Source organism: Nocardia sp. NPDC057663 (assembly GCF_042799895.1).
Taxonomy (GTDB): Bacteria; Actinomycetota; Actinomycetes; order Mycobacteriales; family Mycobacteriaceae; genus Nocardia.
Window position 1 is genome coordinate 1 of the sequence record NZ_JBHVHX010000035.1, and the last position, 21,474, is coordinate 21,474.

Annotated in this window: 18 protein-coding genes; 4 read left to right on the forward strand and 14 right to left on the reverse strand. The window is 69.1% G+C overall.

From position 1 onward, the window contains the following. Window positions 1–80: 80 nt before the first annotated feature. Complete coding sequence (locus tag ACFVAV_RS34355) at window positions 81–1,583, reverse strand: diguanylate cyclase (protein WP_379039829.1); 1,503 nt, start codon at window positions 1,581–1,583, stop codon at window positions 81–83. Between the two features lie 220 nt (window positions 1,584–1,803). Here ACFVAV_RS34355 and galK point away from each other — a divergent pair, with 220 nt between their 5' ends. Together galK and ACFVAV_RS34365 are read left to right on the forward strand one after the other, a co-directional pair. Then, window positions 1,804–2,925 (forward strand): galactokinase, encoded by a 1,122-nt coding sequence (galK, locus tag ACFVAV_RS34360; RefSeq protein WP_379039830.1) that lies wholly within the window; start codon window positions 1,804–1,806, stop codon window positions 2,923–2,925. A gap of 151 nt (window positions 2,926–3,076) precedes the next feature. Beyond that, entirely contained in the window at window positions 3,077–4,423 is a 1,347-nt protein-coding gene (locus ACFVAV_RS34365; protein WP_379039831.1) for a family 1 glycosylhydrolase, read from the forward strand. A gap of 68 nt (window positions 4,424–4,491) precedes the next feature. Here the strand turns inward: ACFVAV_RS34365 and ACFVAV_RS34370 are convergent, their stop codons facing one another. The 11 genes from ACFVAV_RS34370 to ACFVAV_RS34420 form a co-directional block, all read right to left on the reverse strand. After that, window positions 4,492–6,072 (reverse strand): alkaline phosphatase D family protein, encoded by a 1,581-nt coding sequence (locus ACFVAV_RS34370; RefSeq protein ID WP_379039832.1) that lies wholly within the window; start codon window positions 6,070–6,072, stop codon window positions 4,492–4,494. Window positions 6,073–6,176: 104 nt separating this feature from the next. Next, window positions 6,177–6,884, reverse strand: coding sequence for a hypothetical protein (locus tag ACFVAV_RS34375; RefSeq protein ID WP_379039865.1), 708 nt, complete (start codon window positions 6,882–6,884; stop codon window positions 6,177–6,179). Window positions 6,885–6,997: 113 nt separating this feature from the next. Beyond that, on the reverse strand, window positions 6,998–8,467 hold the full coding sequence (locus tag ACFVAV_RS34380; protein ID WP_379039833.1) for a PepSY-associated TM helix domain-containing protein: 1,470 nt from the start codon (window positions 8,465–8,467) through the stop codon (window positions 6,998–7,000). Between the two features lie 304 nt (window positions 8,468–8,771). Next, window positions 8,772–9,332 carry a hypothetical protein gene (locus ACFVAV_RS34385; RefSeq protein WP_379039834.1) on the reverse strand — a complete coding sequence of 187 codons (561 nt, stop codon included), beginning with the start codon at window positions 9,330–9,332 and terminating at the stop codon, window positions 8,772–8,774. Window positions 9,333–9,387: 55 nt separating this feature from the next. Then, window positions 9,388–11,046 (reverse strand): acyl-CoA synthetase, encoded by a 1,659-nt coding sequence (locus ACFVAV_RS34390; RefSeq protein ID WP_379039835.1) that lies wholly within the window; start codon window positions 11,044–11,046, stop codon window positions 9,388–9,390. Between the two features lie 133 nt (window positions 11,047–11,179). After that, entirely contained in the window at window positions 11,180–12,805 is a 1,626-nt protein-coding gene (locus tag ACFVAV_RS34395) for an acyl-CoA synthetase (RefSeq protein WP_379039836.1), read from the reverse strand. Window positions 12,806–12,904: 99 nt separating this feature from the next. Beyond that, the gene (locus ACFVAV_RS34400; RefSeq protein WP_379039838.1) at window positions 12,905–13,399 is read right to left on the reverse strand and encodes an ArsR/SmtB family transcription factor; all 495 of its coding nucleotides are present in this window, start codon (window positions 13,397–13,399) and stop codon (window positions 12,905–12,907) included. 106 nt (window positions 13,400–13,505) lie between these two features. Continuing rightward, window positions 13,506–14,141, reverse strand: a complete 636-nt coding sequence (locus tag ACFVAV_RS34405; protein ID WP_379039839.1) for a hypothetical protein — start codon at window positions 14,139–14,141, stop codon at window positions 13,506–13,508. Window positions 14,142–14,261: 120 nt separating this feature from the next. Next, window positions 14,262–14,639: a hypothetical protein gene (locus ACFVAV_RS34410; RefSeq protein WP_189026894.1), complete on the reverse strand. Its 378-nt coding sequence runs from the start codon at window positions 14,637–14,639 to the stop codon at window positions 14,262–14,264. Then, window positions 14,636–14,932 carry a type II toxin-antitoxin system prevent-host-death family antitoxin gene (locus ACFVAV_RS34415; RefSeq protein WP_379039842.1) on the reverse strand — a complete coding sequence of 99 codons (297 nt, stop codon included), beginning with the start codon at window positions 14,930–14,932 and terminating at the stop codon, window positions 14,636–14,638. The genes ACFVAV_RS34410 and ACFVAV_RS34415 overlap by 4 nt, the downstream gene beginning before the upstream one ends. 83 nt (window positions 14,933–15,015) lie before the next feature. Next, entirely contained in the window at window positions 15,016–16,002 is a 987-nt protein-coding gene (locus ACFVAV_RS34420) for a diiron oxygenase (RefSeq protein ID WP_379039844.1), read from the reverse strand. A 223-nt stretch (window positions 16,003–16,225) separates the two neighbouring features. On the opposite strand from ACFVAV_RS34420, the gene ACFVAV_RS34425 reads away from it, so the two are divergent. Further along, complete coding sequence (locus ACFVAV_RS34425; RefSeq protein ID WP_379039845.1) at window positions 16,226–17,188, forward strand: DUF5996 family protein; 963 nt, start codon at window positions 16,226–16,228, stop codon at window positions 17,186–17,188. A gap of 89 nt (window positions 17,189–17,277) precedes the next feature. On the opposite strand, the gene ACFVAV_RS34430 is transcribed toward ACFVAV_RS34425, so the two are convergent. After that, window positions 17,278–18,495 (reverse strand): acyl-CoA dehydrogenase family protein, encoded by a 1,218-nt coding sequence (locus ACFVAV_RS34430; RefSeq protein ID WP_379039846.1) that lies wholly within the window; start codon window positions 18,493–18,495, stop codon window positions 17,278–17,280. A 31-nt stretch (window positions 18,496–18,526) separates the two neighbouring features. After that, window positions 18,527–19,921 (reverse strand): acyl-CoA dehydrogenase family protein, encoded by a 1,395-nt coding sequence (locus ACFVAV_RS34435; protein ID WP_379039847.1) that lies wholly within the window; start codon window positions 19,919–19,921, stop codon window positions 18,527–18,529. Window positions 19,922–20,051: 130 nt separating this feature from the next. On the opposite strand from ACFVAV_RS34435, the gene ACFVAV_RS34440 reads away from it, so the two are divergent. Further along, window positions 20,052–21,470: a glycosyltransferase family 39 protein gene (locus ACFVAV_RS34440; RefSeq protein ID WP_379039848.1), complete on the forward strand. Its 1,419-nt coding sequence runs from the start codon at window positions 20,052–20,054 to the stop codon at window positions 21,468–21,470. Window positions 21,471–21,474: the final 4 nt, after the last annotated feature.

Genomic DNA, 21,474 nt, shown 5'->3' on the forward strand with positions numbered 1-21,474 from the left:
ACGGCCGCGACGGCCGCTTCGCGGCCTGCCCCTCCTCGAGGTCGGGGCGTGCGGGGCTGGGTGGGGAGGCCCGTCGCCACTTACACGGCTGTGCTGCTTCGTTTTCCCGCGTGGAGTACCGCGTGGTGGGCTGGTGTCTTGCGCAGTCCGTCGTGGAAGGCGAGCCCTAGCCGGTATTCCTTGGCGTGGTACATCGCGGCATCGGCTTCGCGGATCAGGTCGTAGACCGTGGACTCGGTCGGGCGGGTGGTCAGGCAGGCGACGCCGATGCTGGCGGTGATGGGGATCTCGCCGCAGCTCAGGTCGAACGGGCGGATGAACGCGCCGAGCAGCTGTTGGGCGAGGACGGCGGCTTCGGCGCGGGATCGGGCGGCGAGGACGACGAACTCGTCGCCGCCGTAGCGGGCGGTGACATCGCTGCGCCGGGTGGCGCGGCGGATGCGGGCGGCGGCCTCGGCGATCAGCTCGTCGCCGACGGCGTGCCCGTAACTGTCGTTGACCATCTTGAACCCGTCGAGGTCGATGAACAACAGGCACAACGGTTTTCCGGCCCATTCCCGGCGGTGCCGGTGTGGTGCGCGCAGCAGCGCCGCCCGATTGAACAGGCCGGTGAGCAGATCGTGGTCGGCCTGATACTGCGCGCGCCGTTCACTGCGCAGGCTGCGGGCGATGGCGCGTTCGCTGCGCACCAGCACCCCGACCAGCAGCAGCGTGAGCAGCAGGCAGATCACCACGCGGTCGCCGGCGCCGAGGTCGGCCCCGACGACGCTGACCAGCGAGGCGGCGACCAGGGCCACCGCGATCACCCCGGCGCGCCTGCGGGAGCGGTGCGGGAGCACGTCGTCGGCCGCGTGCGTCACGCCCATGGTCGGATGCAGCGCGGCCAGCCCGGCCAGCAGGTACGCCCACTGCTGCGGCACCAGCGCCAATTCGCTGCCGACGATGACGGTGCCCGCGGCCGTGAGACTTTCGAGCAGACCACCGACGAGCACCGCGATCAGCGCAGCCTGTAACAGCCGCAGCGAGGTCTCGGTGCGGACCACGGTGGCCAGCGAATGCGCGAGCGCGGTCAGCAACAGCGCATCGATCACCGGATAGCTCGCGGCCAGCACGGTGTCGAAACCGGTGGAGTTGCGCAGGATCGGTGAGATCAGGAACGTCCACGACGCCAGCAGGGCGCTGAGCCCGATCAGGGTCGAGTCGAGCCACAGATCGCGGGTACCGACCAGCCGCCGCGGTTGCAGCCAGCCCACCGCGGCCAGGCCCAGGCACAGATAGGCGGCCACGGTGCACAGATCGTCGACCGGATGCCAGGACGAGTGCACGCCGAGTTCCCGTATCGCGGTGCCCGCGGCGAACAGCGGAACCGAGGCGGCCAGCAGATACCAGGGCAGCCGGTGGTCGGGCCGGTGGCTGTACAGTCCGACTCCGATCATCGCCAGACTGCCCGCGACGATGACGACGAGCAGCAGAAACGACAGCGACCGCGCTCCGAACAGTGGCGCGATCAGCGCGGCCCCCGCCGCGCAGGCCAGGACCGCGCACCAGCGCAGGCTCCCCTGGCGTGTCTCGCAGATGGTCATCGGCCCCCCTCGATCCTTGCTGCGCACGCGACGAGCGCCGATCGAACGTGAGAGACGCTCAAAACCTTTACAACTCAGTCGATCATGACACGTTCGGTGGTCGGCTGTCGCGCCCTTGGCGGCATTGCCGGGTATCGATTCGGCACCCGATGTTCCGCACCGGTGAGCGGGGAGTGTGTGCTGGGATCGCGGAGCGGGCGAGCAGCGGAAAGGAACGCGAGTGGACAGGTGGATCGCGCCGGGCCGGGTCAACATCATCGGCGAGCACACCGACTACAACGACGGGTTCGTGCTCCCCATCGCCTTGTCGCTCGGTGTCGTCTGCGCGGCCGAGCCCGCCGACGACGGGCAGGTGCGGCTCATCTCGGCCCAGCGTCCCGGCGAGGTGGTCGTCGTCGCCGTCGATGACCTGGTGGCGCACCGTGATCGAGTGCCGGGGTGGGCGCGCTATCCGCTCGGTGTCGTGCACGAGTTCGTGCGTGGCGGGCATCCGATCGCGGGGGTGCGCCTCGAGGTCGACGGCGCGGTGCCGATCGGTGCGGGGCTGTCGTCCTCGGCGGCGCTGTGCTGCGCGGTGACGGTGGCGCTGCGCGATCTGTTCGCACCGGGCCTCACCGATCGCATGCTCGTCGAGATCGCCCACGCCGCGGAGAACGGATTCGCCGGCGTCCCGACCGGTGTGCTCGACCAGTCGGCCTCGATCCTGTGCACCGCAGGCCACGCGCTGTTCCTCGACGTGCGCGCGTTCACCGTACCCGGCGGTCCCGAACCCGGTGCCGCGGAGCAGATCCCGTTCGACCTGGCAGCGTCGGACCTCGCGTTGGTCGTCGCCGACACCGGCCATCCGCACGACCTGGCCGACGGTGGATACGCCGAGCGCAGGGCACAGTGCGAGGCGGCCGCCGCCGAGCTGGGAGTGCGCGCCCTGCGTGACGCGACCGAGGCCGACCTGGCCCGCCTCGCCGACCCGCTGCTGCGGCGGCGGGCGACTCACGTGGTCACCGAGAACGCCCGGGTGCTCGCGGTCGTCGACCAGTTGCGGGCCGGCGCCGACCCGCGCGCGGTCGGCGCGCTGCTCACCGCGTCGCACCGGTCGTTGCGCGCCGACTTCGAGGTGTCGGCGCCCGCCCTGGATCTCGCGGTCGTCGCGGCCATGGACGCGGGCGCCCACGGCGCGCGGATGGTCGGCGGCGGTTTCGGCGGCAGTGTGCTGGCCCTGGTCGACCGCGCGGGCACCGACCGCGTCGCCATGCGGATCGAACAACGCTTCGCGGCAACGGGTTTCGCGTCACCCCGGATCTTCACCGTCGAACCGGCCGCCGGGGCGCGCCGACTGGACTGAACAGAAGTTCGCTGATGCCGACCTCGGCGGACTTCACCCCGGACCGGTAACCGTCTGTCTCTCTGAATCCCGCACACATTGGACAGGTGACCAGTAAAGTCCGGGCTGCTGACATCACAGCCGCTCGAACATCTGGGGAGATCCTGCCGATATGAGACGCACGCGCATCTTGTGCACGATTCTGACGGCGATCGCCATCGTGTCCAGCGGGACCGGCGTGGTGGCCGCGGCGCCCGGCACCAGCGGGTCGGGCACGGGCAGCGCGGCGGCCGCGCCGACGAGTGTGCCCGCACTCGGCGCCGACTTCCTGTGGGGTGTCTCCATGTCGGGGTTCCAGTCCGAAGGCCATGCGCCGGACAGCAACTGGAGCAGGTACGCCAACTCGGGGAAGGCTCGTGACCGGTACGGCAATTCGGCCGATTTCTACTCCCAGTATGCCGAGGACATCGATTTGGCGGCCGGGCTGGGGGTGCGGGTCTTCCGGCTCAGTATCGAGTGGGCGAGGGTGCAGCCGCGGGCGGGGGTGTGGGACGACAACGACTTCCGGTTCTACGACGCGGTTCTCCAGAAGATCCGGGCGGCGGGGATGCGCCCGATGCTCACCCTCGACCACTGGGTCATCCCGGGCTGGGTGGCGGACAAGGGCGGCTGGACGAACCAGGGCATGGTGTCGGACTGGCTGGCCAATATGCGTCGGGTGGTCGATCGGTACGCGGCATTCGATCCGCTGTGGGTGACCATCAACGAACCGATGGGGTATGTGGCCCAGTCGATCAAGATCGGTGACATCGGGCCGCTCGACGCCGTGCCGATGTTCGATCGGCTGGTGCGGGCACACGAGGGGATCTACGACTACATCCACCAGCGTCAGCCGGGGGCGAAGGTGACCAGCAATGTGGCGCAGTATCCGATCGTGCAGAATCTGACGGATCTGCTGTTCGCCGACCGGGTCCGGGGCAAGCTCGACTACCTCGGGATCGACTTCTATTACGGGGTCTCGCTGCAGCATCCGCCGACTACCGCGCTGCTGGGCGACGAGCTGTGGAAGAACGCGATCGAGCCCGAGGGTATCTACTACAACCTGCGCACGTACGCCGAGAAGTTCCCGGACCTGCCGATCTACGTGGTGGAGAACGGGCTGCCGACGGAGAACGGCGCGGCGCGGCACGACGGCTACACCCGCGCGGATCATCTGCGTGACACCGTGTACTGGATCCAGCGCGCAGAGCTCGATGGCATCGACGTCATCGGCTACAACTACTGGAGCCTCACCGACAACTACGAATGGGGAAGCTACGCACCGCGTTTCGGCCTCTACACCGTGGACGTGACATCGGACCCCGGCCTGACTCGCCGCCCCACCGACGCGGTGGCCGCGGTGCGGGGCATCACCGCATCGAACGGAGTCCCGGCGGACTATCGCCCGACGCGCAAACCCGCGCTCTGCTCCATCGTCTCTCCGCTGCAGAGCTGCCTGCGTCCCGTCTCCGTACCGTGAGCGCCGCGTCGGTCCGGCTCGGGCGTCGGTGCCGACCTGGCGGAACACGCCCCGGATCGGTGACATCCTCACGCCGGACTGGCTCCCGGAACACCATCCTGCACGACGAAACTCGCGCGCGTGGTGATCGGCGCCCCCGGCCGGGTGACGAACGGCACCACCCGGAAGTCGGTGCGCCACAGCTGATGGTCCAGGTCGACCCGCACATAGCCGCGCTGCCGGTTGTAGAACTTCAGGTCCGGGTTGGCCGCCAGCAGTGCCCGCCCGGCGTCGCTGAGTTCGGCGCCGTCGCCGCCGGTGGTGATCGATGTGCCGGTGAATTCGGTGGCCACGACGGGTGATTCGGGGTTGGCGTAGTCCCCGCGCAGATCGGCGACGTAGTTCTCGTGGCGGTCGCCGGTGATCACGACGAGATTGCCCGCCGCGCGTGCGGCCGCCGCGCCGAGCACCGTATTGCGGTCGGCGACATAGCCGTCCCAGGCGTCGGTGCCGAGCAGCAGCTCCGGTCCCGGGTCGTAGTCGGACTGCGCCATCGCGACCTGATTGCCGAGCACCTGCCAGCGCGCGGGTGAGGTGGTCAAGCCATCCACGAGCCAATCACGCTGGGCCGCACCGAGGATCGTGCGGTCGGTGGCGAAGCGGTCGGCACAGCCGGTGACCGCGGTCCCGTCGCCACAGGCCTGCGCGGAGCGGTACTGCCTGGTGTCGATCATGGTGAACTCGGCCAGGTCGCCGAAACGGTAGCGGCGGTGCAGGTGCATAGCAGGCCCGACCGGCAGCTGGGCGAGGCGCATCGGCTGGTGCTCGTACATCGCCTGGAAGGCAGCCGCTTTGCGGCGCCGGAAAAGGGGCGCAAGCCGGTACACATCGAGGCCGAGTCCCGGATGCGTGCCCGCCCAATTGTTGTCGAGTTCGTGGTCGTCGAGGGTGACCAGCCAGGGAAACGCCGCGTGGGCCGCCTGCAGCGGCGCCTCGGCCTTGGCCTGGGCGTAGCGCAGCCGGTAGCCGGCCAGATTCACCGCCTCGCCCTCGAGCTGCGGTGGCATGTCCGCACCGCGCCGTGCGAGCACCCAGGAGGTCTCGTAGATGTAGTCGCCCAGATGCACGACCAGGTCGAGGTCTTCGGCGCTCAGGTGCTCGTAGGCGGTGTAGTAGCCCGAACTCCACGATTGGCAGGAAGCGAAGGCGAACCGCATCCGGCTGGTCGGGCTGCCCGCCGCGGGCGCGGTGCGGGTGCGCCCGGTGGGGGAGATCGCCGAACCGGCCCGGAACCGGTAGTAGTACCACCGGTCCGGCGCCAGCCCGGCGACCTCGGGGTGCACGCTGTGGCCGAGCGCGCGGGTCGCCACCGCCGAGCCCGTGGCCACCACCTTGGTGAACCGTTCGTCCTCGGCGACCTCGTAGTCGACGGTCACCGCGGCGAACGGCATCCCGCCGTAGCCGTCCGGGGCGAGCGGATCGGGCGCCAGACGCGTCCACAGCACCACGCCGTCCGGCGTCGGCTCCCCGGAGGCGACGCCGAGGGAGAACAGCTCGCCGAGCCGTCGTGGTGCCGGGAACCTGGCGCTGCTCACCGCCGACACCCCGACCAGGGCCGCGACCGAACCGGTCGCGCCGTAGCGCAGGAGTTGCCGACGGGAGACCACCATGTGCCGAGCATCCTCTCGCCGCGATCGAATACAGGTTCACATTCGATTCTGTCCGGTTCCGCACCCGGCGCGCGAGGAGTGCGGCGATCGCGCCGCCGGATCGGCTACTTGGCGGGCGGGGTGAAGGGCGCGGTGATCGTGGTGAAGTACTGGATGGCCGCACCCACCGCGACCGGCGCGGTGATGAAGATCTGCCCCGCCAGCGCGCCGACCGGACCCGCGACGAGCGCACCCGCGATGCACCCGACCGCCGCGGCGGGCAGGAACGGACCGAACAGCCCGACGATCGTCGCCATGATGACGGTGCCGGACAGGATGCCACCCAGCACGCAGCCGACGGCCGCCCCGCCGAGGCCGCCGACCAAGGCGCCGACGGAGGCGCCGAGGCTGATCGTCGCGGTCATCCGGCTCCAGGCGTCCTTCTCGCGGTCGTACTCCGTCTTCCACGGTGCGGAGTTCTCGAACGGCAGCGCCACCGGCTTGTACACGGCCTTCGCCGGGTCGAGCTGCGGGGTGAGGGTGGCGGTGCGGCCGGTGATCTCGGCCGCGATCGGGAACTCGAAGTCGTCGAGCCGGAAGTGCAGGGGGGTGGCGGCGACGGTGGTGCCGTCGGCGGCCTTGACCTTGAACGCACCGTCCTCGGCGACCAGCGAACCCGCGTCGGTGCTGATGAGCGATGCGCCGTCGATCGCTTCGGCGGTGAAGTTGATCGGCGCCTGCTCGGTGCCCGGCGCCGCGTGCACGGTGGTGGCGGCGACGGTGCCCGCGGTCAGCAGGGCGGCGGTGGCGAGGGCGATCTTGGTGGTCTTCATGGTTTTCGGTGATTCCTTCATCGAATGGAGCGTCTGCGGGCGCGTGTCATCGCGACGGCACCCGCGAGGGAAAGTGGTTGTCGGCGAAGCGCATTCGCTCCGCCGTGTGGGTGTCAGGCCGTCGGCTGGGCGCGCGCGGCGAGGCCGAGCGCGACGTCGACGATCAGGAAGCCGAGCAGGCTCAGCCCGACCAGCGGGACGAACCAGCCGATCACCACGGCGGCCGCGAGCAGCGGCACGGTGATCCACAGCGAGGTCTTGCGCAGCACGCCACGGCGCGGTGCCGCGCCGACCGCGAACCGGCTCGACTTCCTGGTCGGTCGCCGCTGCCACCACATCAGGTAGCCGAGCACGATCATCGCGCCGAGACCGAATGCCACCGCGAGCAGCAGCAACTGGTTCGGCAGACCGAACAGCAGACCCATGTGGAAGGCGATGCCCCAGTTGGTCAGCTTGGCCATCAGCGGCCAGTCGGCGAAGGCGAGCTGGTCGGTGACCGCGCCGGTGACGCCATCGATCGCGACCGCGTCGACGGTGTAGGTGCCGGGCGCGCGCAGCTCCTTGACGCCGAACGCACTCTCCGGCTTCGCCGGGATCGCGATCTCGGCGGCCTGGGTGATGCCGTTCGCGCGGGCGATATCCCAGACGGAATCCAGCTGGGCGATCCGGGCGCCCGCGTCGACCGGCGCGGGCGCGGTGTGACCCGCGCTGTGGTGGTCGCCGCCCGCGGACTGCGCGGGACCGGTCGCGCCGGGCAGCTTCACGTCGACCTTGGGGGTCGTCCAGCTCATCTCTTCGCGCAGCTTGGTGACGTTCTCACCGGCATAGGTCGACCAGGTGATGCCGGTCGCCGACAGCAACAGCACCACCGGCAGGATCCAGAAGCCGATGGCGCCGTGCCAGTTCAGCTTGCGCCGCTTGGGCTCGGACAGATCCGGCGCGAGCAGCCATTGCGCCGACCGCTTCGCCCGGCGCTTGCGCACCCGGTGCACCCACAACACGAGGCCGAACAGGGCGATCACCCACAACCAGGACGCGGCCAGCTCGCTGTAGAGCCTGCCGGTCTCGCCCAGGTGCAGGCTGCGATGGAACTCGCTGATCCAGGTCCGCAGCGGCAGCGCGCCACCGCTGCCGTAGACGACGGCCTCGCCGACCGGCTGCGCGGTGTGCGGGTCGACGAACACCGAGAGCCGCTCGGAGTCACCGAGGGTGGGGTCGTTGAACAGCACCCGGGTGGTCTCGCCGTCGCTCGGCGCGGGGGCCACGGCGACGAGGGTCAGGTCGGGTTTGGCGGCGACCGCCGCGCCGACCTGCGCCGACAGCGCCTGATCGGGGCCGGTGGTGTCGACCTGCAGCAGGTCGCGGGAGACGAACCCCTCGATCGTGGGTGCGATCGCGTACAGCGCGCCGGTGAGCGCGGCGATCAGGATGAAGGGGGCGACGAAGATCCCCGCGTAGAAGTGCAGGCGCATGGCCAGCGGATAGAGGCGCAGGCCCCGGCGGGCGCCGGAGCGTGACTGTCCACCGGATTCCGGTGGTGCCGAGGCGGGTTCCTCGGTCGGACGGGTGTCCGTGATGCTCATGGTGATTCGTTTCTGGAGTACTGGAAACCCGGTGCGCGCAGGTCGGTCCAGGTACGCGGCGCCGACCGCGCTTCCGTGACGGGTCGCAAGTGCTGCGTCCGGCGGAGTGCGCGGTGGGTGAACCGGCGTCTGAACTCGGGGCGCGCCATGGATAGGCCGCGCTGTCGGGCCGTCGGCGCGCTATCGATCCCGATCGGCGACTGCGCGGAGTGTGCGCGTCGTGGGGTTGCCGATCGAGCCGTCGCGGTCGCGCCGACGTGCGAACAGCACACGGCGAAGGGCCGTGCACCGGGTGAGGGAAGGTTCAGAAAGGAATCGCGAGCGGCGGACCGCGGGTGCGCAGCGATTGCGCGGCGAAGATCCGCAGGATGACGCGGTCACGGTGGACCAGACGCAGCGGCGCCGGGTCGGGGATACGGGGGGAGCGGTAGCGCAGCGGCAGGATCCGCGCCAGCACCGCGCCGCCGATCCGGTAGGCGGCCTCGACACCGAGGATGACGACAGCGGCCAGGATCGCCGCGACGAGGTGGGCGGTGAGCATCCCGAGCCCGAGCGAGTCGTCACCGTGGTGGGCATGCCCGGACCAGCTCATGGTCGTGTGGCCGAGCAGCTGACCACCCAGCAGCACAGCGGCCAGTCCGGCCGCGCCGCGGCGCACCGGGCCGATGCCCGCGACCACCGCGCCCACCACGGCCGAGACCGCGGCCAGCAGCACGACGGTGGTGCTGCCCGGCAGCGCGCCGCCGGAGGCCAGCCCGTGGGCGGCCAGCGAGAGCGCCCCCGACATCGAGCCCGCGCAGGCGCCGCGCAGCCGCGCGCCGACGGCACGCGACGGCGCAGGCGCCTGCTCGAACTCGATGATCACCGGCTGATTTTAGACGACCGGTCTCGGCCGCCTGTCCGTACCGGCACAGGCAGGCTCACGCCTCGTCGAAATCCATCTCGATCAGCGGCTTGCGCAGCAACTTGCCGGTCGCGTTGCGGGGCAGTTCGTCGACGAAGATCACCTCGCGCGGCACCTTGTAGCGGGCCAGGTTCTCGCGGACGTACTCCTTGATCTCCTTGGCATCGCGCGCCGACTCCGGGCCGGGCACGACGATCGCCCGCAGCCGCTTGCCGTAGTCGCGGTCGTCGACGCCGACCACCGCCGCCTCGAACACGTCCGGCCTGCCCGCGATGAGGTTCTCCACCTCGAGCGGGAAGACGTTCTCGCCGCCGGAGACGATCATGTCGTCGTCGCGGCCGTCGATGTAGAGCAGCCCGTCGGCGTCGAAATGGCCGACGTCACCGCTGGACATCATGCCGTCGACCATCTCCTTGGTCCGGCCGTCGGTGTAGCCGCTGAACGCGAAACCGTTGTCCACGAAGATGGTTCCGGTGACATTCGGCGCGGTGATCGGCTTGCGGTTCTCGTCGAGCAGCACGATCCGGATGCCGACCGGCGCCTTGCCCGCGGTGGTCGGCGCCTTGCGCAGATCCGCCGGGGTCGCCACCGTCATCACGGCGCACTCGGTGGAGCCGTAGAGGTTGTAGAGGCTGTCACCGAAGTAGTCCAGGGTGCGGGTCACCACGTCGGGCGCGATGGCCGAGCCGGCCGCGAAGATGACCTTGATGGTCTTCGGGTCGTACTTCGCCAGGACCTGCTCGTCCAGATCGAGGATGCGCTGCAGCATCGTCGGGACGACGACCAGCGAATCCGCCCGGTACTGCGCGATATTGGCGAGCGTGCGCTCCGGATCGAACCGGCGCTGCTGGAAGATCACCCGGTTGCCCAGCGCGAGACCCAGGGTGAACTGCGACAGACCGGTGCCGTGGAAGATCGGCGCGGCCATGATCATGGTGCCGTTGTTGGGCAGCGGCACCCGGTCGACGAACTGCGCGGAGGCGAACGGGCTCACCTTGTCACGCGGGGCGCCCTTGGGCGTTCCGGTGGTGCCGCTGGTCAGGATCACCATGCCGCCCGGCTTGCTCGGCGGGGTCAGCGGCGTGACCGAACGACCGGCCGAGAGCGACTCGACGGTCGGGATCGACGCGTCCACACCGTCGGCCTCGTCGACCCAGGTGAGGATGCGCGGGATGTCCGCGGGAATGGCGCTCATCAGGTCGACGAACTCGCTGTCGTGCAGCACCGCCTTGACCTTCTCGCGCGCGGCCACGTCGGCGAACTGCGGCTTGGCGAAACCGGTGTTCATCAGCACCGCGCGCACGCCGAGCTTGCCCGCGGCGAGCAGGCTCAACACCATGCCGCGATGATCGCGGGCCAGCACGGCGACCACATCGCCCTCGTTGATCCCGCTCGCCCGCAAACCACGGGCCAGGGCATTGGACTGCTCGTCGAGCGTCCCGAAGGTGAGCTCGCCGCGCTCGTCGACGATGGCGCCCGCGTCCGGCCGCGTCTGCGCGGCGTGCATGACCACGCCGGCGAACGGGCCGAACTTGGAGACATTGAAGAACGAGCGGGCGGCGTGATCGAGGCGCAGCGGATTGAACAGCTTGCGATCCATCATCACTTTGACGCCGAGCGCGAAATCACCGGCGCGCCGAGCGGTTCCACCGAGCGCGGGCAGAGACAGAGACATCGAACAGCCTTCCGGCAGACCGATCCCACGACGAACACCCGTGGGGGCGGACCGCGTCATCGAGATCCAGTGCTGGTGCTAACAGTAGCAAGCATCCCGGGCCGGCTGTGCTCTGTCTCTCAGGCCTCCGACCTCACTGTGACACCTCATAATCGATGAGGACTCGCCGCAAGATCTTGCCGGTCGCGTTGCGGGGGAGTTCGTCGACGAAGACCACCTCACGCGGCACTTTGTAGCGGGCGAGGTTCTCCTTGACGTGCGCCTGGATCGCAGCGGCGTCGGTGCTGTGTCCCTCTTCGAGAACCACGAAGGCGCGCAGCCGCTTGCCGAATTCCACGTCGTCGACGCCGACGACCGCGACGTCGAACACGTCCGGCCGCTCCACCAGCAGGTTCTCCACCTCCTGCGGGAAGACGTTCTCGCCGCCGGAGATGATCATGTCGTCGTCGCGGCCGTCGACCATGAGCAGGCCGGAGGCGGTGAAGTGCCCGAGGTCGCCGCTGGACATGAAGCCGTCGATGATCTGCTTGTTCCGGCCGTCGGTGTAGCCCTCGAACGGCGCGCCGCTGCGCACGAAGATCCGGCCCGCGGTCTCCGGCGTCGTGACCCGCTGGTCGTTCTCGTCGTAGAGGCGGACCTCGCAGGTGATCGGCGAGCGGCCGCAGGTGCCCGGCGCCTCGGCCAGCTCGGCCGGGTTCGCGATGGTCGCGATGGCCACCTCGGTCGACCCGTAGAGGTTGTAGAGGACCGGCCCGAACGCCTCGGTGGCGCGAATGCACAGCTCGGGCGAGAGCGCCGATCCGGCGAAGAGGATCACCTTCAGCGAGGAGGTGTCGTACTTGGCGCGGACCTCGGCGGGCAGTTCGGTCAGCCGGTGCAGCATCGTCGGCACCGCGACCAGCATCTCGACCTTGTGCTCGGCGATCGCGGCCAGGGTGGCCTCGGCGTCGAAGCGGCGGCGCATGACGATCTTGTTCGCCAGGATGGTGCCGACCAGCCAGGTGCCGAGACCCGTGCTGTGGAAGATCGGCGAGACGATCATCATGGTGCCGCGCTTGGGGAAGGGCACCCGGTCGACGAACTGCGCGGTCGCCATCGGCGTCACCTTGGTGCGCGGCGCGCCCTTGGGCAGGCCGGTCGTACCGCTGGTGAGGATGATGAAGCCGCCCGGCTTGCTCGGCGCGGGCAGCGGCTCGGTCGAGTTGCCCGCGATGAGATCGTCGAAGGTTGTCGCGCCCGCGGGCAGTTCGGCGCCCTCGTCGACCCAGGTGAGGAAGCGCGGCAACTCGGGGGGTAGGGCGTCGAGCAGGCCGATGAACTCGCTGTCGTGCAGCACGGCCCGGACCTGCTCGCGCTCGCACACCTCGGCGAACTGCGGTTTGGCGAAGCCGGTGTTCATCAGCGCGATGCGCGCGCCCAGCTTGCCCGCGGCGATCATCGACATGATGAGGCCGCGGTGGTCGCGCGCCAGCACGGCGATCACCATGCCCTGGCTGATGCCCGCGTCGTGCAGGCCGCGGGCGATCGCCGTCGACTGCTCGTCGAGTTCCCGGTAGGTCAGCTCGCCGCGCTCGTCGGCCAGCGCGACCTGATCGGGCGCGACCCGGGCGGAGTGGCGGACGAGGGTGGCCTGCGGGCCGTAGATCTTGGATTCCTTCATCGTCCGCAGGGTCTCGACCGGCTTCGTCGGGTCGGTGACGCCGCGTGACCGCAGCACCCCGAGCGCCTTCACAGTTTCGAGCAGATGGCTCACGTTCACTCGGCTACCTCCACAGCATCGGTCTCTGGATGCACACGGTAGCAGTCGATGTGCCCTGCATCACAGTAATCTAAACGGGCAATTGAGACATTTCCCGGATCAGCGCTGGGCGCTCGCCAACGCGGCGAGCAACGGGACGAGCCTGCCCTCGGGCACCTCGAAACGCCCGAGCCCCGCGGTCTGCAGCCAGCCGACCGCGGCCAGCTGCCGCAGGTGCTGGTAGATCTCGGCCGAGGTGCCCAGTTCCTCGATGGCGGCGAGATCGGCGGCGGTGCGGCGGCCGTAGACGATCTCGCGCAGCAACCGCAGCCGCACCGGATTTGCCAGGACGGCAAGACAATTGGCGGCCTCGATGGTCCAGACATCGCCGACGATGGCGTCGGTGGCGAATTGTGCCTGCCAGTCCAGCCGTTCGCCGGTCGGCAGTTGCAGCGCCCCGGCCAGCAGCACGCCACCGTTGCGCACCCCGGCGTCGTCGAATTCTTTCCGCAGCCGCGCGACGGCCCACGGCAGCTGCGTGTCGCCACCACCTCCGGGCTGCTCCAGGGCGGCAACCCGCCGTTCCAGTTCTTCGAGTCGGTCGACCAGATCCACGCGGCAAACCTACGCCACCGGCGAACCTGTTGTGCCGCAAGCTTGCGGCCCGAAATGCCGACGCACCCCGGAACCGTGGTTCCGGGGTGCGTGAGCGAGCGGGAGACTATCGCGTGACAGCGCCGAAAGACGGCTGCTGGATGGTGCCGAGCTTGTAGGCGTACCCGTCCGGGTGCGCCGCGTCGACCGGCACGGACCAGCGGTGCCACAGATTGCCGAACACCGCCGCGACGACCAGGCCGCCACCGGTGTTCAGCGAAGCGGTGCGGATCGTGGTGTCGACCGGCACGTCCTGGTGCTCGGCCAGGAGCGCGGTGCCGCTCTGCCCGGTGGTCAGGTTCAGCCACATGACCTCGAGCTTGGCGCCGGTCTGATTGGGCGAGATGGTGCCCGGTCCGCCGAAGAAGCCGAGCCGCCAGCCGCTGATGTCCAGCGCGATGCCCGAACCGTAGACGCCTGCGCCGCCGCCGTTCTGGCCGATATCGGAGGTCGCGGGGATCTGGAACGGCTGCGCGGGCAATGCCACGTCGATCGTGCCCTTGTCGACGAGCTTGTCCAGGGCGGCGAGCGCGCCCGGGTTGTCCGCCACGGTGGTGCGCAACTGCGCGACGGCCGCGGCCACGTCGACGGTGGTCGGCGGGGCCGGTTCCGCGCCGGCGGGGGCCGCGAAGACGATGGCGGCGGCGGCGGACGTGGCGGCCACCACGGTGGTGAAGCGACGCATGAAACTCAGATGATGCATAACCAGCTCTCCTCGAGTGTTCCTGGTACAGCTTTCCCTGGGTGAATCGTTCGCTCTGCGGCCGTCGGCCGCCCGTGCACCGTAACCGAATCCGCCTGCGCGCTCGATCACGGCCCGGCCTTACGGCATCGGGGCGATCTGCACCTTGTAGCCGCGATACAGCTCCGGCTTGGCGGTGAGCACCGGCATATCGAGGTGCTGGGCGGTGAAGACGACGGGCGCGACGAGCGGCCACTCGGTGTGGTCGTCGGCCATCGGCACGGTGGTGCCGATACGGATCGCGGTCGCCGCGTCCAGTTCGGCCCAGCGCACGGCGACGCGATTGTCGAGCAGGCGCCCGAGTTCGTCGATGTTGTCGACGGCGCGCATCGCCGCCATCAAGCTCACCGTCGGCACCACCATGATCCGGCGCTGCTGGGTGAACTGCCGCATGATCACCTGCCCGAACAGGGGAGAGAGGGCGAGCGAGGTCAATGCGGTGTGGTCGGCGACGCTCACTGGCGGCTCGCGCCCGTGCCGTCCAGCGCGCTCATCAATTTGTCCAGTTTCGCTTCCGCGTCGGCGATCTCGTCCGCGGAATGCCGCTTGATCCGGTCGTCGAGTCCGCCCAGGATCTGCTCGCGCAGATCGTCGTTGAAGTACGCGGGGGGCAATGCCCCGTGGCGCAACACCTCAGCAGGTACCACCGCGACCAATTCCTTCCCCTCCCGCGTCACGATCACCGGCCGTCCGCTGGCGGACACCCCGTCGAGAACATTGCCGAGCTGGCCTCGCAACTCGGTCAACGGCACAGTTTCATAATCGGCCATATCTCACTGTACATGGCTGTGTACAGTCCGGCTTCCGGTTGCTCCACTGGCCGTCGCTGCTGACCTCAGGCCGCCTTGCGGGCCGGCTCGCTGCGGTACCGGGTGACCGGGCCGTCGATGCCGAGCAGGCGCCAGGTGAGCTTCGACACCGGGTTCATCAGACCGCTGTTGGTGGCCAGGGCGCGGACGTCGCCGAAGATGTTGCGCATCGTGGTCTGTGATTCCTCCCCGCTCCAGTAGGCCTCGCGCATGACCTCGGCGGGGATGCCGAACTTGTCCACGAACTCCTTGGGCGGGGTCATGATCATGTCGAGCATCACCCGCATGGCGATCGGGAAGGCCACGGACAGCACCGATTTCATGATCGGATTCATGCCGGGCACATTGCGCCGCAGGTATTCGTGGGCGAAGGAGATGTGCCGGGCTTCCTCGGCCACGTGAATCTGCATCACGCGCTGCACCATCGGATGCAGGTCGACGCCGGCGCGCAGCAGCGACTTCTGCAGGTGATCGATCGGCTCCTCGCCGCCGAGGATCATCGTGAAGAACAGCTCGGGGAAGTATTTCACCGCGGGCCAGATGGCCATCGTCAGCTTACGGTCGATCGAGCCCATGCCGATCACATCGCGGTAGCCGATCCGGTTGATCATCTCCTGGAACATCATCGTGTGGTTGCACTCTTCGGCAGCCTCATGGGTGACGTAGCGGAACTCCGGATCACCGTTGGGCACCGAGACCAGATATTGCATCAACCCGCGGATCAGCAGCTGCTCGAAATCCAGGCCGACCTTGGCGATCCCGGCCTGTCGCCACATGCCCATGGCGATCTGCTTCTCGACCGGCTGCGCCTTGTACCAGGGGTGGCGGCCCAGCGGGTCCTCGTCGGGCATGATCCAGCGCGGATCGTCGGCATGCACGGCGAATTCCGGTGAATCCCAGTCGATGTCGACATACGGATCGAAGTGCCGGTTCACCGAACCTTCGGACAGGCTGCGCAGGATCTCGTGGTACTCGGGATCGGTGGCGGTGTTCTTCAGCGTGGTTGACAGCATCGGTGATGTCTCCTTCGGGTGGCCCGGGCCTCACTTTATATGGGACTCGGAGTCTCAGGCAACTGTAGGGCAGGTGTGCGCATGTCCTGCGCGCCCCACCTGTGCCGACGTACGATGAGGCATCGCAGAACGTGTCGGACGGTTGACCAGTCAGCCAGGTTCCTGGCTGTCAGTGAAACGGGCGGACCCGCGCCGCTCGCACACCGAGAGAGCGAGGATTCCGATGGCGCAGCTGACTCCCGCCAAGGCCGTGTGGCCGACCCTGCGGGTCGATTCCTGGACCGACACCCGCGACACCCTGCATATGTGGACCCAGATCATCGGCAAACTGAAGCTGGCGGGCACGCCACTGATCAACCACTGGTGGAATGTCACCTTCGCGGTCAGCGCGCGCGGGCTGTCGACCGGTGCGATCCCCGTCGAGGGCCGGCTGCTCGACATCGAATTCGATTTCCTCGACCACGAACTCGTGTTGCGCACCAGTGACGGCAGGCACGCCATCATCGCCCTGCGTCCGCGCACGGTCGCCGATTTCTATGCCGAGCTGGGTCATGTGCTCGGCCGGCTCGACGCCGTGGTCGATATCGAGGCCTCGCCGAACGAAGTCGACCCCGCGATCCCGTTCGCCGAGGACACCACCCACTACTCCTACGACGGCGACGCCGTCACCCTGTTCTGGCAGCAGCTCGTCCAGATCCAGCGGGTGTTCCAGCTCTGGCGCGCCGGTTTCGCCGGGAAATCCAGTCCGGTGCAGGTCTTCTGGGGTTCCCTCGACCTGGCCTGCACCCGCTTCTCCGGCCGCACCGCCCCGTTGCACCCCGGCGGCGCCCCCAACTGCGCCGACTGGGTCATGGAAGAGGCCTACTCCCGCGAATGCGCCAGCGCCGGCTTCTGGGCAGGCGGCACCGAAGGCACCTTCTACGCCTACGCCTACCCCGCCCCCCACGGCTACGCCAGCCGGCCCGCAGGCCCCGACGGCGCCGAATGGGACGCCACCCTGGGCGAATTCGTCCTCCCCTACGACGTCGTCCGCCAATCCCCCGACCCCGACGCCACCCTCCTGAACTTCCTCGACACCACCTACTCCGCCGCCGCCGACCTGGCCCACTGGGACCGCAAACTCCTCGACGTCGACCCCCACCGCCTCGCCCGCGTCCTCCACACCGACGACACAGCGGCACGCTGAACTGGCGCCGGATCCGGCTGCACGTACTCCCAGCAACGAAAAACCGGTGCGAGTCGTCGCGACTCGCACCGGTTCCGTTGTCTACCAGCTCACTTGAGCTCGGCGCTGGTCTTTCCGAGGACGCGGCGAGCCACGATCAGCTGCTGGATCTGCTGGGTGCCTTCGAAGATATCCAGAATCTTCGAGTCGCGGCCCCACTTCTCCAGGAGCAGGCGCTGGGAGTAGCCCAGGGTGCCTGCGAGTTCGACGGCCTTGAGGGTGACGTCGGTGCCGGTGCGGCCTGCCTTGGCCTTCGACATGGAAGCCTCGAGGGAGTTGGGCTTCTTGTTGTCGGCCATCCACGCGGCGCGCAGGGACAGCAGGTAGGCCGATTCGTAATCGGCTTCCAGGCGCAGGAATTCGGCGGCGGCGGCGTGCTGGTTCATCGCGGGGGTGTCGTAGGAGATCTCGACACCGGCCTCGGTGAGGATGGTGCGCAGCTCCTCCAGCGCGGCGCGGGCGACACCGACGGCCATCGCGGCCACCAGCGGGCGGGTGTTGTCGAAGGTCTGCATGACCCCGGCAAAGCCCTTCTCCACGTTGACTTCCGGCGAGCCGAGGATGTTGTCGGCCGGGATGCGGCAGTCCTGCAGCAGCAGCACGGCGGTGTCGGAGGCCTTGATGCCGAGCTTGTGCTCGAGCCGCGCCACCGACAGACCCGGAGCGTCCCGCGGGACGACGAACGACTTGATCGCCGCGCGGCCCAGGCTCTTGTCGACCGAGGCCCACACCACGATGTGGGTGGAACGCTCACCGGCGGTGACGAAGATCTTCTCGCCGTTGAGGACCCACTCGTCGCCGTCGAGGACGGCGGTGGTGGTGACCGCGGCGGAGTCGGAACCGAACGACGGCTCGGTGATGGCCATCGACGCCCACACCTTGCCGAAGCGGGCCAGCTGCTCGTCGGTGGCGACCGCGGCGATCGCGGCATTGCCCAGACCCTGGTAGGGGATGGTCAGCATCAGGCCGACGTCGCCCCACGAGGTCTCGAGCGCGTTGAGCAGCGCGGACATGTTGCCGCCGTTGGCATTGGCGAGGATGTCGGTGCGGCCGGCCTCGTCGTTGCGGCCGCCCGCGGCGCCGCCGATCTTCTGGGTGCCGGAGTCGGCCAGCCCCTCGACCATGGCGGCCATGGTGTCGAGCTCGACCGGGTACTCGTGCTCGCCGAGGTCGTACTTGCGGGAGATGGGACGGAAGATCTGCGCGGCGACCTGGTGGGCCTGGTTGGCGCTCGCCTTCAGCTTCTTGGGGAGTTCGAGGTTGATCATGGAATTCTCCTGGGTATCGAAGACGGACCGGCTAGACCAGCACCACGCCCTCGGCAACGCCGACGGCTCGCAGGTCGCGGTACCACCGCTCGACCGGGTGTTCCTTGGTGAAGCCGTGGCCGCCGAGCAGCTGCACGCCGTCCAGACCGATCTGCATGCCCTTGTCGGTGGCGAGCTTGCGCGCCAGCGCCGCCTCGCGGGCGAACGACAGACCCTGCTCCGCGCGTGACGCACCCCGCAGGGTCACGAGCCGGAGACCGTCGAGCTCGATCGCCATATTGGCCACCATGAACGCGACCGCCTGGCGGTGCGAGATGGGCTCGCCGAACGCTTCGCGCTCGTTGACGTAGGGGATCACGTAGTCGAGCACGGCCTGGCCGGTGCCGATCGCCAGCGACGACCAGCCGAGGCGAGCCAGCTGCACCGCGTCGGAGTATTCCTCGGCGCGCGCCTTGGCGTCGCCGTCCCCGAGCACGGCGTCCGCGCCGACGGCCACGTTGTCCAGGACCAGGCGGCCCAGGCCCGCGGCGCGCAGACCCATGCTCGGGTCGGCCTCGACGGACAGGCCGGCGGAGTCGGACTCGACGATGAACAGCGCCGGGCGCCCGTCGAGTTCGGCGGCCACGATGAACAGTTCGGCATCGGCGGCGGCCGGGACCAGGCTCTTCACGCCGGTGAGGCGGAAGCCGCTGGGGGAGCGGGTGGCCTTGGTCTGCAGGGCGAACGGGTCGAACAGCGCGCGCGGCTCGTTGATCACCACGGAGGCCTGCGGCACGTTCTCGCCGGTGAAGGCGGGCAGGTAGGTCTGCTGCTGCGCGTCGGTGCCCCACTGGGACAGGGCGACGGCCACGCCGCTGGGCGCCAGGATCGGCAGCGCCAGACCCATGTCGCCGTGGGCGAGGGCCTCGGCCACCAGGGAATTGGTGACGGCGCCACGCTCGCTGGCCGCGCCTTCCAGCTCCTCGGGAACATTGATCAGGGTGATGCCGAGTTCGGCGGCGCGCTCGAGCAGATCGCGCGGCGCCTTGGCCGCGTTGTCGGCCTCGTAGGCGGCCGGGCGCAGGATCTCGCCGGCGAAGTCCCGCACCGTCTCGACGATCATCTGCTGCTCGTCGGAGGGAGTGAGGTCGAAGTAGTCCTTCGTCTTTGCCTCGTTGTCGTCCAGGCGTTTCGGCTGACCGCCGCCGGTGGCCTTGGCGAAGGTGCGAGTGGCCGCGCCCAGGGTACGGAACCCGGTCTTGGTGCCCTCGTAGGTGACGCGTTCGATGGGCTTGCGCAGGTTGTACTTCTCGGCGAGCTCCGACCCGGTAATGGTCGTCAAAGCGCGCATCGCGGCGCCCATCCAGTCCCGCTTGGGCTGGCTGAGCCCGACCGCGGACGTGTCGTTCGGACGTCGCTTCGTCGCGCTGTCTCGAGTGCTCATCATCACCTGATTTCCTCGGCTGTCGGGGCGCTTGTGACCCCAGCTATCTTACTCCTCGGTAAGTCTATCTTACTCCGGAGTAAGAAGCTCGTCGACGGCCGCGGAATCGGTGATTTCGTGTCAGTCTGGACGAGTGACCGTGATCGCGTCGGTTTTCGCCCTGGTTCTGCTGATCACGTCCGGTCGTTACGGCTACCACCGCGACGAGATGTACTTCCTGGCCGCGGGCCGCCGCCTGGACTGGGGATATCCCGACCAGCCGCCGCTGACCCCCGCGCTCGCCCGGCTGATGGCCGCGATCGACCCCGATGCGCTGTGGGTATTACGACTGCCCGCGATCGCCGCCGCGACCTTCGTCGTGGTGTGCGCGGGGCTGATGGCGAAAGAGCTGGGCGGGGGACGTGGCGCGCGGGCGCTGGCCGCCGGTGCCGTGGCGAGCGCGGCGCTGGTGCAGACGGCGGGTCACCAGCTCGGTACGACTGTGTTCGATCTGGCGGCGTGGTCGCTGATCTGTCTGGTGGTGCTGAAGCTGCTGCGCGGTGCCGATCCGCGGTGGTGGCTCGCGGTCGGCGCGGTGGTCGGGCTCGGTGTGCAGAACAAGGTGCTGATCGTGATACCCGTCGGCGCGCTCGCCGTCGCGATACTCCTGACCGAGCGGCGAAAAGTGTTCGCCACCAAGTATTTCGCGGCGGCGGTCGGGATCGCGACGCTGATCGCGGCGCCGTATCTGTGGTGGCAGGCCGACAACGGCTGGCCGCAATGGGCGTTGAGCAGGGCGATCGCGGGCGGTTCGTCGGGGACCTCGGATTCACCGATCATGTTCGTGCTCTTGCAGTTCGGTTTGTTCGGCCCGCTGCTGGTGCCGTTGTGGGCCTACGGGCTATGGCGATTGTGGCGCTCGCCGTGCCGGGCCTTCCCGCTGGCCTACGGACTGCTGTTCGTGGTGTTCCTGGTTGCGGGCGGCAAGGCCTACTACCTCGGCGGGATGTATCCGGTGCTGCTCGCGGCAGGTTCGGTCGGACTCGCCCGGGTACTGGGTGACTCCGGAAAGCATTGGGCGGCAGTGGGTTCGGCGCTCGCGCTGAACGCCGCGATGTCGGCCGTGTTGTTCCTGCCGGTGCTTCCGGTCGCGCAGCTGCCGGACTCGCCCGTACTCGCGGTGAACTACGACGCGGGCGAGACGATCGGCTGGCCCCGGTTCGTCGCGCAGGTGGCGGCGGCCCGTCCACCGGGCGCCGCCATCCTCACCGCGAACTACGGCGAAGCCGGCGCCGTCGAGCGCTACGGCGCCGAATACGGTCTGCCGACACCGTATTCGGGCCACAACGCCTACTGGTGGTGGGGGCCACCGCCGGACGCCGCGACCGCGGTGCTGACTGTCGGCATCGATCGCAATCGGCTCACCGGTTTGTGTTCGGTGGTCGAACCGGCGGGCGTCCTCGACAACGGCCTGGGAATCGACAACGACGAGCAGGGTGAACCGCTGTTCGTCTGCCGCGAGCCGGTCCGGCCGTGGTCGCAACTGTGGCCCCAGCTGCGCTCCCTCGGCTGACGTC

Excerpts from the sequence above, each read along its gene's own strand:
- ACFVAV_RS34355 (WP_379039829.1), bottom strand. The coding sequence starts at position 1,583 with ATGACCATCTGCGAGACACGCCAGGGGAGCCTGCGCTGGTGCGCGGTC.
- ACFVAV_RS34365 (WP_379039831.1), top strand. The coding sequence starts at position 3,077 with ATGAGACGCACGCGCATCTTGTGCACGATTCTGACGGCGATCGCCATC.
- ACFVAV_RS34370 (WP_379039832.1), bottom strand. The coding sequence starts at position 6,072 with ATGGTGGTCTCCCGTCGGCAACTCCTGCGCTACGGCGCGACCGGTTCG.
- ACFVAV_RS34375 (WP_379039865.1), bottom strand. The coding sequence starts at position 6,884 with ATGAAGACCACCAAGATCGCCCTCGCCACCGCCGCCCTGCTGACCGCG.
- ACFVAV_RS34380 (WP_379039833.1), bottom strand. The coding sequence starts at position 8,467 with ATGAGCATCACGGACACCCGTCCGACCGAGGAACCCGCCTCGGCACCA.
- ACFVAV_RS34390 (WP_379039835.1), bottom strand. The coding sequence starts at position 11,046 with ATGTCTCTGTCTCTGCCCGCGCTCGGTGGAACCGCTCGGCGCGCCGGT.
- ACFVAV_RS34405 (WP_379039839.1), bottom strand. The coding sequence starts at position 14,141 with ATGCATCATCTGAGTTTCATGCGTCGCTTCACCACCGTGGTGGCCGCC.
- ACFVAV_RS34420 (WP_379039844.1), bottom strand. The coding sequence starts at position 16,002 with ATGCTGTCAACCACGCTGAAGAACACCGCCACCGATCCCGAGTACCAC.
- ACFVAV_RS34425 (WP_379039845.1), top strand. The coding sequence starts at position 16,226 with ATGGCGCAGCTGACTCCCGCCAAGGCCGTGTGGCCGACCCTGCGGGTC.
- ACFVAV_RS34430 (WP_379039846.1), bottom strand. The coding sequence starts at position 18,495 with ATGATCAACCTCGAACTCCCCAAGAAGCTGAAGGCGAGCGCCAACCAG.
- ACFVAV_RS34435 (WP_379039847.1), bottom strand. The coding sequence starts at position 19,921 with ATGATGAGCACTCGAGACAGCGCGACGAAGCGACGTCCGAACGACACG.